The following is a 12,554-nucleotide window of genomic DNA, read 5'->3' on the forward strand; positions in this document are numbered from 1 at the left end:
GCTGCGGGCATGAGCGACCTTCGATTCCGCCCCGTGACCCGTGACGACATTCCCGCCGTCGTGGCGATGTTCGCCGACGACGGCCTCGGGCGGGGCCGGGAGACCCCGGACGACCTGGAGCCCTACTATGCGGCGTACGAGCGCGTCGCCGCCGACCCCGGGCAGCACGTGGTCGTCGCGGAGCGGGACGGCGCGCTCGTCGGGGTGCTGCAGTTGTCCGTGATACCGGGGCTGTCGCGGCGCGGCGCCACACGGTCGGTCATCGAGGCGGTACGGGTGCACAGGGACGCCCGCGGCGGCGGCCTGGGGACGCGGATGATCGAGTGGGCGGTCGAGGAGTCCCGCCGTCTGGGGTGCACGCTGGTGCAGCTCACCTCGGACCGGGCCCGGGCCGACGCGCACCGCTTCTACGAGCGCCTCGGCTTCACCGCCTCGCACGTGGGCTTCAAGATGCAGCTCTGATCAAAGCCCGCATCACCCGCTCGTCCTCGTCCATCTCCGGGTGCCACTGCACCCCCAGCGCGAAGCGGTCGCCCGGAAGTTCCACGGCCTCGGGCGTGCCGTCCTCCGCGTGGGCGCTCGCCAGCAGACCGCGGCCGAGGACGTCCACCGCCTGGTGGTGGTACGTGGGCACCGTCACGGCCTCCGGCACCGCCTCGGCGTAGCGCGTACCGGGGACCGGCTTGACGGTGTGGCTGCCGAACACGCCCGCGGCCGGGCCGCGGTGGCCCTCGATGTGCTGGGCGAGGGTGCCGCCGAGGGCGACGTTGAGCAGCTGCATCCCCCTGCAGATGCCCAGCAGGGGCACCCCGGCGGCGAGGGCGGCCTCGACGAGGGCGAGCTCCCAGGCGTCGCGCTCCCGAGCGGGCGGGTCGGTGCGCGGGTCGGGCTCGGCGCCGTAGCGCGCGGGCTCGACGTCCGGGCCGCCGGAGACCACCAGCCCGTCCAGCCGGGCCACGGCCTCCGCGGCGTAGGCCGGGTCGTCGGGCGGGAGCAGCGTGGCGAGGCCGCCGGACCGCCGGACGAGCAGGGGGTATCCGGCCGGCAGCAGGGCGGCGGGCAGCTCCCAGCCGCCCCAGCGGGCCGACTCGACCCAGTAGGTGCTGACACCGATCAGCGGACGGGTCACACGAGCCTCCCTGCGACGCGCGGATTTCTCCTCGCACCGTACCCAACCGGGCCCCCGGCCCGTACTTTTGGATCACCTGTCGGCCGGTAGGAGAGGTGATCCTTCGTGGTCCACCGAACAGCCCCGCTCAGCACCGACGACCTTCGACGACATGTCGACTCCGGAGAGATCGACACGGTCGTCGTCGCCTTCACCGACATGCAGGGGCGCCTCCAGGGCAAGCGCTTCGCCGCCCGGCACTTCCTGGACGACGTACTCGAGCACGGCACCGAGGGCTGCAACTACCTGCTCGCCGTCGACGCGGACATGAACACCGTGGACGGCTACGCCCTGTCCTCCTGGGACCGGGGCTACGGCGACTTCGCGATGCACCCCGACCTCGGCACCCTGCGGATCACCCCCTGGGACCCCGCCACCGCGCTGGTCATCGCGGACCTGCGGCTGCCCGGCCACGACCGCGCACCGGTCGCCCCCTCGCCCCGGCAGATCCTGCGCCGCCAGACCGAGCGGCTCGCCGAGCGCGGCTGGACCGCCTACGCGGGCACCGAGCTGGAGTTCATCGTCTTCCGGGACACCTACGAGCAGGCCTGGTCGAACGGCTACCGCGGCCTGACCCCCGCCAATCAGTACAACGTCGACTACTCCCTGCTGGGCACCGGCCGCGTCGAGCCGTTGCTGCGCCGCATCCGCAACGAGATGGGCGCCGCCGGGATGCGTGTGGAGTCCGCCAAGGGCGAGTGCAACCTCGGGCAGCACGAGATCGCCTTCCGCTTCGACGAGGCCCTGGTCACCTGCGACCAGCACAGCGTCTACAAGACCGGCGCCAAGTCGATCGCCGCGCAGGAGGGCTACGCGCTGACGTTCATGGCGAAGTACGACGAGCGCGAGGGCAACTCCTGCCACATCCACCTCTCGCTGCGCGACGAGGACGGGCGACCGGTCTTCGCGGGCGAAGAGGCGGGCGACGAGCCCGGCGGCATGTCGGAGACGATGCGGCACTTCCTGGCCGGGCAGCTCGCCGCGCTGCGCGACTTCGCCCTGCTGTACGCACCCAACATCAACTCGTACAAGCGGTTCCGGCCCGGCTCCTTCGCCCCCACCGCCGTCGCCTGGGGTCCGGACAACCGCACCTGCGCGCTGCGGGTGGTCGGGCACTCGCCGTCGGCGCTGCGCCTGGAGAACCGGGTGCCGGGAGGCGACGTCAACCCCTACCTCGCCGTAGCCGGGATGATCGCCGCCGGGCTGCACGGCGTCGAGCAGAAGCTCACCCTCCCCGAGCCCGTCACCGGCAACGCCTACGTCAGCGCCGGCGTGCCGCGCGTTCCGGCCACGCTGCGCGAGGCCGCGGAACTGTGGGAGGCGAGCCCCCTCGCCCGCGACGCCTTCGGCGACGAGGTCGTCGAGCACTACCTGAACATGGCCCGCGTCGAACAGGACGCCTACGACACCGCCGTGACCGACTGGGAGCGCTTCCGCTCCTTCGAACGCATGTGAGGCAGCGCGTGCCCGACACACCACACGAACCACGCGAAGCACTGGACGTGCTCGACCCGGCCACCGAGGAGGTCATCGCCACCGTCCCCGCGGCGCGCCGGGAGGACGTCGACGCCGCCGTCGCCCGCGCGGCCCGCGCCCAGAGCGCCTGGGCGGCCCTGGCCCCGGCCGACCGGGCGCGGCTGCTGCGCCGCTTCGCGTCCACCGTGGACGCCCACGCCGAGGAACTGGCCGCCCTGGAGGTGCGCGAGGCCGGGCACACCGCGGCCAACGCCCGCTGGGAGGCCGGCAACGTCCGCGACCTGCTCGACTACGCGGCGGGCGGCGTCGAACGGCTCAGCGGCCGGCAGATCCCGGTGCCCGGCGGCATCGACGTCACCTTCCTCGAACCGCTCGGCGTCGTCGGCGTCGTCGCGCCCTGGAACTTCCCCATGCCCATCGCCGCGTGGGGAGCCGCCCCGGCGCTCGCGGCGGGCAACGCGGTGGTCCTCAAGCCCGCCGAGGCCACTCCGCTGACCGCGCTGCGCCTGGCGGACCTGGCGCTGGAGGCGGGTCTGCCCGAGCACCTCTTCCAGGTGCTGCCGGGCGAGGGCCCCGTCGCGGGGGCGGCCCTGGTCGAGCACCCGGGCGTCGCCAAGATCGTCTTCACCGGCTCGACCCGGGTCGGCAAGCAGATCATGGCCGCCTGCGCCCGCACCCTCAAGCGGGTCACCCTCGAACTCGGCGGCAAGTCGCCCAACATCGTTTTCGCCGACGCCGATCTCGAACGCGCCGCGGCCACCGCCCCGATGGCCTTCCTCGACAACGCGGGGCAGGACTGCTGCGCCCGTACCCGCGTCCTGGTGCAGCGCCAGGCGTACGACCGCTTCATGGAACTGCTGGAGCCCGCCGTCCTGGCCGTCGGGGTCGGCGACCCCGCCGACCCCGCGACCGACATGGGCCCGCTGATCTCCGCGGCGCAGCGCGACCGCGTCCGCTCCTACGTGGGCCCCGACGCGCCGGTCGCGATCCGCGGCACGGCCCCGGAGGGCAAGGGCTTCTGGTATCCGCCGACCGTGCTGACCCCGGCGGACCCGGCCGAACGCGTCGCGGTCGAAGAGGTGTTCGGCCCGGTCGCCGTCGTGCTCCCCTTCGAGGACGAGGCCGACGCGCTGCGCCTGGCCAACGCCACCGCGTACGGCCTGTCCGGCTCGATCTGGACCCGGGACGTCGGCCGCGCCCTGCGGCTGGCCCGGGGCACCGCCGCCGGCAACCTGTCGCTCAACTCCCACAGTTCGGTGCGCTACTGGACACCCTTCGGCGGGTTCAAGCAGTCCGGGATCGGCCGCGAACTCGGCCCGGACGCGCTGGCCGCCTTCACCGAGACCAAGAACGTCTTCATCAGCACGGAGGAGTGATCCCGGCAATGACGCAAGCAGAATCAGTGGTGTGCCGCCGCCTGGTGGGCCGCACGGCGGTGGTCACCGGCGCGGGCAGCGGCATCGGGCTCGCCTCGGCGCGCCGGCTCGCCTCCGAGGGCGCGCACGTCGTGTGCGCCGACATCGACCAGGCCGCGGGCAAGGCGGCGGCCGAGGAGACCGGCGGGCTGTTCGTCGAGGCCGACGTGACCGACGCCGATCAGGTGGAGGCGCTGTTCCAGGCGGCGTACGACACCTACGGCTCGGTGGACGTCGCCTTCAACAACGCGGGCATCTCTCCCCCGGACGACGACTCGATCCTCACCACCGGCATCGACGCCTGGCGCCGTGTCCAGGAGGTCAACCTCACGTCGGTCTACCTGTGCTGCAAGGCGGCCTTGCCCTACATGCGCCGCCAGGGCAAGGGCTCGATCATCAACACCGCGAGCTTCGTGGCCGTCATGGGCGCGGCGACCTCGCAGATCTCGTACACCGCGTCCAAGGGCGGCGTGCTGGCGATGTCGCGCGAGCTGGGCGTGCAGTTCGCCAGGGAGGGCATCCGGGTCAACGCGCTGTGCCCCGGGCCGGTCAACACCCCGCTGCTGCGGGAGCTGTTCGCCAAGGACCCGGAGCGCGCCGCGCGCCGCCTGGTGCACATCCCGGTGGGCCGCTTCGCGGAGGCCGAGGAGATCGCCGCGGCCGTGGCCTTCCTCGCCAGTGACGACGCGTCCTTCATCACGGGAGCGGAGTTCCTGGTGGACGGGGGTATCGCGGGGGCGTACGTGACCCCGCTCGGACCGGCCGACTGACGGGATTCTTAAGGTTCGGGCCTTAGGGTGACGCCGTGACCATGACGACCCCGCCCGGCTGGTACCCAGAACCCGGGCAGACAGGCAGCGGGCCCGCTCTCGAGCGCTGGTGGGACGGGACCGAATGGACCGAGTACACCCGCTCCTCCCAGCCCCCCGCCGCGGAAGCGCCCGGCACCCCGGGCGCTTCCCCGTACCCCGCCGACGTCTTGTCCGGCGGGGGCGGCCGTCGGCGCGGGGCGGTGATCGCCGCAGCCGTCGTCGCCGCGCTCGTGGTGGGGGGCGCGGTGATCGGCGGCGTGGTCGCCCTCAACCGCGGCGGCGACGCGCCGGCGGCCGCCCCCGGGCCCTCGGCGTCCGCGCCCCGCCCCGACTCGGGCGGCGGTCCGGAGGACGGTCCCGGCGGCATGCCCGGTATGCCGGACATGCCGGGCGGTCCCTCCCTCGCGCCGGACAGCGAGCCGGGCTATGCCGTGGACCTCCTCGACGGCATCAGCGTCCCCGTGCCGGACGGCTGGAAGGGGCAGACGGACCGCTACGGCCGCGCCGCCCTGACCGTGGGCCCCTACCCGTGCCCCGGCGACACCTCCCGCACCTGCGTGCGCGGCGGCGTCACCACGGAGCCGGCCGTCGGCGCGGGCATCGAGGCGACCACCCCCAAGGCGGCCGCGACCGAGGACATCGCGCGGAACGCCGCGGAGTCCTACGGGGACGACATCTACGGCGGCATCACCTCGCACGAGGTCACCGGCTCCGGCGCGGTCACCGTCGCCGGGCAGAAGGGCTACTACGTCCGCTGGAAGGTCGTGACGAAGAACGGCGACGACGGCCATGTGCAGTCGCTGGTCTTCCCCTCGCCCTGGGAGCCCGACCGGCTCGTGCTGGTCCGCTACGGCTTCGACAGCAACCCCAAGGCGCCGGGCCTCGCCGTGATGGACGAGATCACCAAGGGCATCAAGGCCGCGGGTTCCGGCGGCGGCACCGACGCCTGACCCCGCCCCCGCGCGCGGGCGCCCCGGTCCGGTCCTCCCGGCCGGGGCGTGCGCATGTCAGAGGAACGTCCGGCCCTCGCCGCGGTACGTCGGCACCGTCCGCACCACCCGGTCGCCCTCGACGAGCCGCAGCGCGTCGAAGCGCTCGCACAACTCGCCCGCCTTGGCGTGCCGGAACCACACCTTGTCGCCGATCAGCAGGTCGTCGGCGGCCGTCCCGAGCAGCGGCGTCTGCACCTCGCCCGGCCCCTCCTGCGGGTCGTAGCGCAGCCCTTCCGGAAGATAGGGGACGGGCAGCCGGTCACGGCCCGCCGCCCCCGAGGCCGGGTAGCCGCCGCCGAGGACGGTGACCACGCCCACGCCCGGACGCCGCACCACGGGCTGCGCGAACAGCGCCGCCGGGCGGCCCCGGAAGGAGGTGTAGTCGTCGAACAGCCGCGGCACGTACAGCCCCGACCCGGCGGCGACCTCCGTCACCGCGTCCTCGGCGGCCGTGCTCTGCACACTGCCCGTGCCGCCGCCGTTGACGAACTCCAGCCCGGGCGCCACCTCCCGCACCGCCCGCACGACCTCCGCGCGCCGCGCCGCCAACTCCCGGCGCGCCGCCGCCTGCATCAGCCGCACGGCCCGCGAGCGCAGCGGCCGGCCGGTGACCGCGTCGCCGACACCGGCCACATGGCCCTCGTACGCCATGATCCCCACCAGCCTGAAGCCCGGCCGCCGGGACACCCCGCGGGCCAGCTCCGCCATCTGCTCCGGCTGGTGGAGCGGGGAGCGCAGCGCCCCGACGCGCACGCGGCCGCGCAGCATCCGCAGCGAGGTGTCCATCTCCAGGCAGACCCGGACGATCTCCGAGCCGCCCGACCGCGAGGAGTCGATGAGGTCGAGCTGCGCCGCGTCGTCGACCATGACGGTCACCGCGCCCGCCAGCTTCGGGTCCGCGGCCAGCTCCGCGTAGCCGGAGCGGTCCGCCGACGGGTACGCCAGCAGGACGTCGCGGAAGCCCGAGCGCGCCAGCCACAGCGATTCGGCGAGGGTGAACGACATGACCCCCGCGAAGCCGTCCCGCTCCAGCACCCGCTCCAACAGCGCGCGGCAGCGCACCGACTTGGACGCCACCCGGATCGGCTTGCCGCCCGCCCTGCGGACCAGGTCGTCCGCGTTGGCGTCGAACGCCTCCAGGTCCACGATCGCCAGCGGCGCGTCGAGGTGGGCGGTGGCCCGGTCGTACCGGGCGCGAGCTGCTCCACGATCAGACATGCGCGCAGCTTGCCAGAACGCCCCTACCGCGCGGTAGGGGCATGTCTCCCGCACTGACGCGTCGTGAGGTGGCCGGGCCCAGTAGAGTGACGCCGCAGTCATCGTGTGAACAGGCCGTCCGCCGTGCGGCCGTGAGGGGGCACCGGGTGAGCGCCGGTTTCGAGAGCGGGGGAGCCACCCCCCGGCCGAGCTGGTCCCCTCCGTCCCCTATACCGCCGCCTCAGGACTCCGCACCGCACACCTCCACCTCGGCCCACGTCTCCGCCCCGGCGCACTGGGCCGCCACCGCCGCCACCGGCGAGCCGGAGCGCGGGCTGCCCCGGGAGGTGTACGGCACGGCGCCCCCGCCCCCGTACCAGCGCCCGTCGGGCGAGCGGGGCCCCTCCGGCTCCGCCCAGCCGGCCGGGTCCGTAGCGCCCCCGCCGGCCACGGGCGGGCGCGGCGTGCCCCCCGCGCCCGCGCCCCCTCCGGCCGCGGCCTGGTCCTCGCCCCTACCGCCCGCCGCGCCGCCGCCGTACCCCCCCGGCCCGCCGCAGGGCCCCGGGCACGCCGAGCGGTCGCGGACCCGGACGGCAGCCGCCGCCCTGTGCCTGGTGCTGGGCCTGGGCCTGCTCGGGGGCGCGGGCGCCGGGATGTGGATCGATCGCGAGCCGGTCGCGCCCGAACCCACGGCGGCGGAGGCGAGCCGACGTGACTTCGCCCTCGCCCGCGGCCTGTGGCACAGCACGCCCGTCGACACGCTCTTCCCGCCCACCCTGCACGGCAAGGGCCTCGGCCCGGGCGGCGCCGACCGCACCTGGACGCGGATCGGCGTGGCGCCGGCCGGTGACTGCCAGGAGGCCTTCGACCCGCTGCTGGCGAAGGTGCTGCGCCCCGCGGGCTGCGTGAAGCTGCTGCGCGCCACCTATACCGACGCCACCTCGAGCGCCGTGACCACGGTCGGACTGCTCGTCACCAAGGCCGACGCGCCCACGATGCGTGGGCTGCACGACCGCTGGAGCTCCGAACGGCTCGGCGCGCGAAGGGACCTGATGCCGCGTCCGGTCGCCTTCCCCGGCACCGTCTCGGAGGGCTTCGGCGACCGCCAGCGCGCCAGCTGGACGGTCGCGGTCGCCGCCGATCTGCCTGTCGTCGTGTACGCGGTGAGCGGTTTCGCCGACGGCCGCGAGATCGCCCTTCCGCAGCCCGCCGCCGCGGCCGTCGCCGAGGGCGCCACCGCAGCGCCCGCCCAGGCCGGACTGGGCCACGAGGCCGACGCGCTGGCCGACGCCGTCGACCGCCGGGCCCGCCGTGCCGCGCGCTCGCTGACGGCCACTCCCCCGGGGGGTTCCCGATGAGGCGACTGGCCGCCGCGGCGGCCGCAGCGGCCCTCGCCCTGCTGCCCGCCGTCCCGGCCCACGCCGACGCCGTACGCGACGCGGACTGGGCGCTGGACGCTCTGCACGCGCGGGACGCCTGGAAGCGGACCAGGGGCGCGGGCGTCACCGTCGCCGTCCTCGACACGGGCGTGGACGGCACTCACCCGGACCTGGCCGGGCAGGTCCTCGAGGGCAAGGACATGGTCGGCTTCGGGGCGCGCCGCGGCGACCCCACCTGGGCCAAGCACGGCACCGGCATGGCAGGGATCATCGCCGGGCGCGGCCACGGCCCCGGCCGCTCCGAAGGGGTGCTGGGCATCGCACCCGAGGCCAGGATCCTGCCGGTGCGGGTGATCCTGGAGGAGAAGGACCCGCAGCGCAAGAAGGCCCGCACCCAGCGAGGCAGCGCGCTCGCCGAGGGCATCCGCTGGGCCGCCGACCACGGCGCCGACGTCATCAACCTCTCCCTGGGCGACGACAGCCGCACCGCCCACCCCGAGGCGCAGGAGGACGAAGCGGTCCAGTACGCCCTGCGCAAGGGCGTGGTCGTCGTCGCCTCCGCCGGCAACGGCGGCGAGGAGGGCAACCGGGTCTCCTACCCCGCGGCGTACCCGGGTGTCATCGCGGTGACCGCCGTGGACCGCTACGGCTTCCGCGCCGCCTTCTCCACCCGCCGCTGGTACGCCACCGTCGCCGCGCCCGGCGTCGACGTCGTCGTCGCCGACCCCAACAGGCGCTATTACGAGGGATGGGGCACCAGCACCGCCTCCGCGTACGTATCGGGCGTGGCCGCGCTGGTCCGCTCCGCCTACCCGCGGCTGAGCCCCGCACAGGTGAGGCGACTGCTGGCGGACACCGCCCGGAACACCCCGGCGGGCGGCCGTGACGATGCCGTCGGCCACGGGATGGTGGACCCGGCGGCCGCGCTGAAGGCGGCGGCGAAACTGGAGCCCGAGGCCCCCGTGCCGAGCGCCGCCCCTCACCCGCGCGAGTACTTCGGGGCCGGACCCGACGCCGCGCGGCCGGCCGCGGCCGACGACGGCAAGACGGCGGGCGATGGGATCGCCCTGGTCTGCGCGGCGGCAGGGGCCGTACTGCTCGTGGCGGCGACGCTGCTGCGGATGCGGCCCCGGCGCACTGCCGTCCCCGACGGCCGCCGCTACGGCTGAACGCGGCACCGGTACGCAGTCGTGGGGCGGCTGCCGTCGCACGTCCGTCGGACCGGTGCATCCTGTGCCGTCGCTGTTCCCGCCGCGGCGGCGTCGGCCGCCCCATGCGCGCGGGCCCGGACGCCGCCGTCCCCGACGGCCGCGGGCAGGGCTGGACGCGGCACCGGCGCCCGAGCGGCCGTGGTACGGCTGCGGTCGTGCCGGCTGCCCCTGCCTGCGCTGTACCGCCGTGGGGCGGCTGCCACCGGCTTGTCCGCCGGACCGGGGCATCCTGTGCCGCCGCGGCGGGGGCGTGGGCGGACGGCTTCCGGCGCCCCCGCTACCCTCGGGTGGTGGCTCTGAAGAACATCCCCGACCCCGGCTTCTCCGACGACGACGGCACCGCCGATCCCCGGCTCGCGGCGGCCCTCGCCGCCTACGACGCCGATCCGTCGGCCGAACCCGAGGTGCTGGCGGCGCTCGCGGGCGCCCGTCTCCTCGTGCCGGTGGTGGCGCTGCTCGGCGAGGTCGAGGAGGGCCCGGACGGGCTGCGCCGTGAGAAGACCAGCGACATGGCGGTGCCCACCATCCAGGCGCCCGACGGGCGCAGGGCGCTCCCGGCGTTCACCTCCACGCAGGCCCTCGCGCGCTGGCGGCCCGACGCGCGGCCGGTGGCCGTACCGCTGGGGCAGGCGCTGCAGGCGCTCGCCCACGAGAAGGCGGACACCCTGCTGATCGACATGGCGGGACCGGTGCCGTACGCGCTGACCGGCGCGGCTCTGCGCGCCGTCGCCTCGGGCCGGGCGGGCACGGACCCGCTGGCCGACCCCGCCGTCCACGAGGCCCTGCGGGCCGCGGTGGGGACGGCGCCGGACGTGGCGCGCGCGCACCTCATCCCCTCGTCCTCCGCCGACGGCACGCTCGGGCTGGTCCTGGACCGGGGAGCCGACGTGCGCCAGGTCGCGGAGCGCGTCTCCGCGGCGCTGGCGGCGGACGAGGTGCTGCGCGGCGCGCTGGTGCGCGGCATCGAGCTGGCACTGCTGCCGGCCGACACATCGCTGCCCGGCGAACCCCTCTTCACACGCTGAGGACGCGCCGACGGCGCCGCCCCACCGGGGCGACGCCGTCGCGAGGGAACCGGACCCGGGCCACGCCCGGCCCCTGTCCCCGAGGCAGGTCCTAGCCGTGGACGGGGCCGGTGAACTTCTCGCCGGGGCCCTCGCCGGGAGCGTCGGGGATGACGGACTCCTCGCGGAAGGCGAGCTGCAGCGACTTCAGGCCGTCCCGCAGCGGGGCGGCGTGGTAGGAGCCGATCTCGGTCGCGCCGGCGGTGACCAGGCCGGCCAGCGCGGTGATCAGCTTGCGCGCCTCGTCGAGGTCCTTGTGCTGGTCGCCGTCCTCCGCGAGGCCGAGGTTCACCGCCGCCGCACTCATCAGGTGCACCGCGACCGTGGTGATCACCTCGACGGCCGGGACGTCCGCGATGTCGCGGGTCAGCTCGTCGAAGTCGGGGCGGTCCGCGGAAGGGGACTCGTGCTGGGGGCTGGCGTCACTCATGTCTCACACGATAGGGCCACGCCGCCCGATTACGGTCTGCGCCCGGAGACTGGTATGCTTGACGATCGACCGGCTGGACACCCCGTGGACGTCATGGAAACGGAGCGCTCCAGCCCACAAGTGGAGGCTCCGATCTCCCACCTTGCCGGCCTCGAGGGCGGCGGGTCACCGGTCAGGCGCCGTGTCCCCGGACGAGGACCCAGCGCCCGATGCGCCCCGCGGGAATGCCGCGGCGGTGCTCCCGGTTGTGAGGAGCATCCGCCTGTGACCCGTACGGGGCGTTTTTCACGCCTCCTTACGGGCCGGACCACGTTTTTCAACGTTACGCGCCTGGCAGTCGAGTCAGTCGCGTGGTGCTACCGAGGAGGCCCCATCAGCGCCGAGCCCCGCATCAACGACCGGATTCGCGTCCCCGAGGTGCGACTCGTCGGTCCCAGTGGCGAGCAGGTCGGCATCGTGCCGCTTGCCAAGGCACTGGAGCTTGCGCAGGAGTACGACCTCGACCTGGTCGAGGTGGCGGCGACCGCACGTCCGCCGGTCTGCAAGCTCATGGACTACGGCAAGTTCAAGTACGAGTCGGCCATGAAGGCCCGTGAGGCGCGCAAGAACCAGGCGCACACGGTCATCAAGGAGATGAAGCTCCGGCCGAAGATCGACCCGCACGACTATGACACCAAGAAGGGTCATGTCGTCCGGTTCCTCAAGCAGGGCGACAAGGTCAAGATCACGATCATGTTCCGCGGTCGTGAGCAGTCGCGCCCCGAGCTGGGCTTCCGACTGCTGCAGCGGCTCGCCGACGACGTCCAGGACCTGGGCTTCGTGGAGTCCTCGCCGAAGCAGGACGGCCGCAACATGATCATGGTCCTCGGTCCGCACAAGAAGAAGACCGAGGCGATGGCCGAGGCCCGCGAGGCGCAGGCCGCCCGCAAGGCCGGTCGCCTGCCGAAGGACGACGACGGGCAGGAGCAGGAGCAGGCCGAGCAGGACGCTCCCGCCGACGCCAGCTGACGCCGTCCGACGGCGTCGCCAGGACCCGGAGCCCGCTCCGGGCAATGCAATGAAGGACTGACGCTCTCCGTCCGCCCCCAGGGCGGACGGGAGGGCCAGCGACGAGGAGACTACGGCGCATGCCGAAGAACAAGACCCACAGCGGTGCGAGCAAGCGATTCAAGATCACCGGCTCCGGCAAGGTGATCCGCGAGCGCGCCGGCAAGCGCCACCTGCTTGAGCACAAGCCGTCGACGAAGACCCGTGCCCTGACCGGCACTGTCGTCCTGGCCAAGCCCGACGCCAAGAAGATCAAGAAGCTTCTCGGCAAGTGACGGCACGCCCCCTTCGACCAGGGGGCGCGATGCTGGACCGGGACCCATTCGTTTTCGGGCCGTGTGAGCACCACCACGGTCCCTTAGA

General features: G+C 74.4%; 13 protein-coding genes. 10 read left to right on the forward strand and 3 right to left on the reverse strand.

The window, feature by feature from the left end; translation table 11 throughout:
- Positions 1–9: 9 nt before the first annotated feature.
- Positions 10–462, forward strand: a complete 453-nt coding sequence (locus AC3ET4_RS03580) for a GNAT family N-acetyltransferase (RefSeq protein ID WP_431946026.1) — start codon at positions 10–12, stop codon at positions 460–462.
- On the opposite strand, the gene AC3ET4_RS03585 is transcribed toward AC3ET4_RS03580, so the two are convergent.
- The gene (locus tag AC3ET4_RS03585; RefSeq protein WP_431945753.1) at positions 446–1,129 is read right to left on the reverse strand and encodes a gamma-glutamyl-gamma-aminobutyrate hydrolase family protein; all 684 of its coding nucleotides are present in this window, start codon (positions 1,127–1,129) and stop codon (positions 446–448) included. The two genes, AC3ET4_RS03580 and AC3ET4_RS03585, sit on opposite strands and share 17 nt — an antisense overlap.
- Before the next feature lie 105 nt (positions 1,130–1,234).
- On the opposite strand from AC3ET4_RS03585, the gene AC3ET4_RS03590 reads away from it, so the two are divergent.
- Genes AC3ET4_RS03590 through AC3ET4_RS03605 form a run of 4 tightly spaced genes read left to right on the forward strand, consistent with a single transcriptional unit; the run spans position 1,235 to position 5,821 of the window.
- Complete coding sequence (locus tag AC3ET4_RS03590) at positions 1,235–2,623, forward strand: glutamine synthetase family protein (protein WP_431945755.1); 1,389 nt, start codon at positions 1,235–1,237, stop codon at positions 2,621–2,623.
- Positions 2,624–2,631: 8 nt separating this feature from the next.
- Positions 2,632–4,020, forward strand: a complete 1,389-nt coding sequence (locus tag AC3ET4_RS03595; protein WP_431945757.1) for an aldehyde dehydrogenase family protein — start codon at positions 2,632–2,634, stop codon at positions 4,018–4,020.
- An 8-nt stretch (positions 4,021–4,028) separates the two neighbouring features.
- On the forward strand, positions 4,029–4,829 hold the full coding sequence (locus tag AC3ET4_RS03600; RefSeq protein WP_431945759.1) for a 3-oxoacyl-ACP reductase: 801 nt from the start codon (positions 4,029–4,031) through the stop codon (positions 4,827–4,829).
- Between the two features lie 41 nt (positions 4,830–4,870).
- Positions 4,871–5,821, forward strand: a complete 951-nt coding sequence (locus tag AC3ET4_RS03605; protein WP_431946028.1) for a DUF2510 domain-containing protein — start codon at positions 4,871–4,873, stop codon at positions 5,819–5,821.
- A 57-nt stretch (positions 5,822–5,878) separates the two neighbouring features.
- Here the strand turns inward: AC3ET4_RS03605 and AC3ET4_RS03610 are convergent, their stop codons facing one another.
- Complete coding sequence (locus tag AC3ET4_RS03610) at positions 5,879–7,081, reverse strand: amino acid deaminase/aldolase (RefSeq protein ID WP_431945761.1); 1,203 nt, start codon at positions 7,079–7,081, stop codon at positions 5,879–5,881.
- Positions 7,082–7,227: 146 nt separating this feature from the next.
- Between AC3ET4_RS03610 and AC3ET4_RS03615 the strand changes: the two genes are divergently transcribed.
- The 3 genes from AC3ET4_RS03615 (at position 7,228) to AC3ET4_RS03625 (ending at position 10,675) form a co-directional block, all read left to right on the forward strand.
- On the forward strand, positions 7,228–8,418 hold the full coding sequence (locus tag AC3ET4_RS03615) for a hypothetical protein (RefSeq protein ID WP_431945763.1): 1,191 nt from the start codon (positions 7,228–7,230) through the stop codon (positions 8,416–8,418).
- Positions 8,415–9,608, forward strand: a complete 1,194-nt coding sequence (gene mycP, locus AC3ET4_RS03620; protein WP_431945765.1) for a type VII secretion-associated serine protease mycosin — start codon at positions 8,415–8,417, stop codon at positions 9,606–9,608. The genes AC3ET4_RS03615 and mycP overlap by 4 nt, the downstream gene beginning before the upstream one ends.
- 332 nt (positions 9,609–9,940) lie before the next feature.
- Positions 9,941–10,675 carry an SseB family protein gene (locus AC3ET4_RS03625; protein ID WP_431945767.1) on the forward strand — a complete coding sequence of 245 codons (735 nt, stop codon included), beginning with the start codon at positions 9,941–9,943 and terminating at the stop codon, positions 10,673–10,675.
- A gap of 91 nt (positions 10,676–10,766) precedes the next feature.
- On the opposite strand, the gene AC3ET4_RS03630 is transcribed toward AC3ET4_RS03625, so the two are convergent.
- The gene (locus tag AC3ET4_RS03630; protein ID WP_431945769.1) at positions 10,767–11,144 is read right to left on the reverse strand and encodes a DUF1844 domain-containing protein; all 378 of its coding nucleotides are present in this window, start codon (positions 11,142–11,144) and stop codon (positions 10,767–10,769) included.
- A 330-nt stretch (positions 11,145–11,474) separates the two neighbouring features.
- Here AC3ET4_RS03630 and infC point away from each other — a divergent pair, with 330 nt between their 5' ends.
- Positions 11,475–12,152: a translation initiation factor IF-3 gene (infC, locus tag AC3ET4_RS03635; protein WP_431946030.1), complete on the forward strand. Its 678-nt coding sequence runs from the start codon at positions 11,475–11,477 to the stop codon at positions 12,150–12,152.
- 119 nt (positions 12,153–12,271) lie between these two features.
- On the forward strand, positions 12,272–12,466 hold the full coding sequence (gene rpmI / locus AC3ET4_RS03640; protein ID WP_018564306.1) for a 50S ribosomal protein L35: 195 nt from the start codon (positions 12,272–12,274) through the stop codon (positions 12,464–12,466).
- Positions 12,467–12,554: the final 88 nt, after the last annotated feature.

The sequence above is a fragment of the Actinacidiphila sp. bgisy167 genome, from assembly GCF_057707665.1.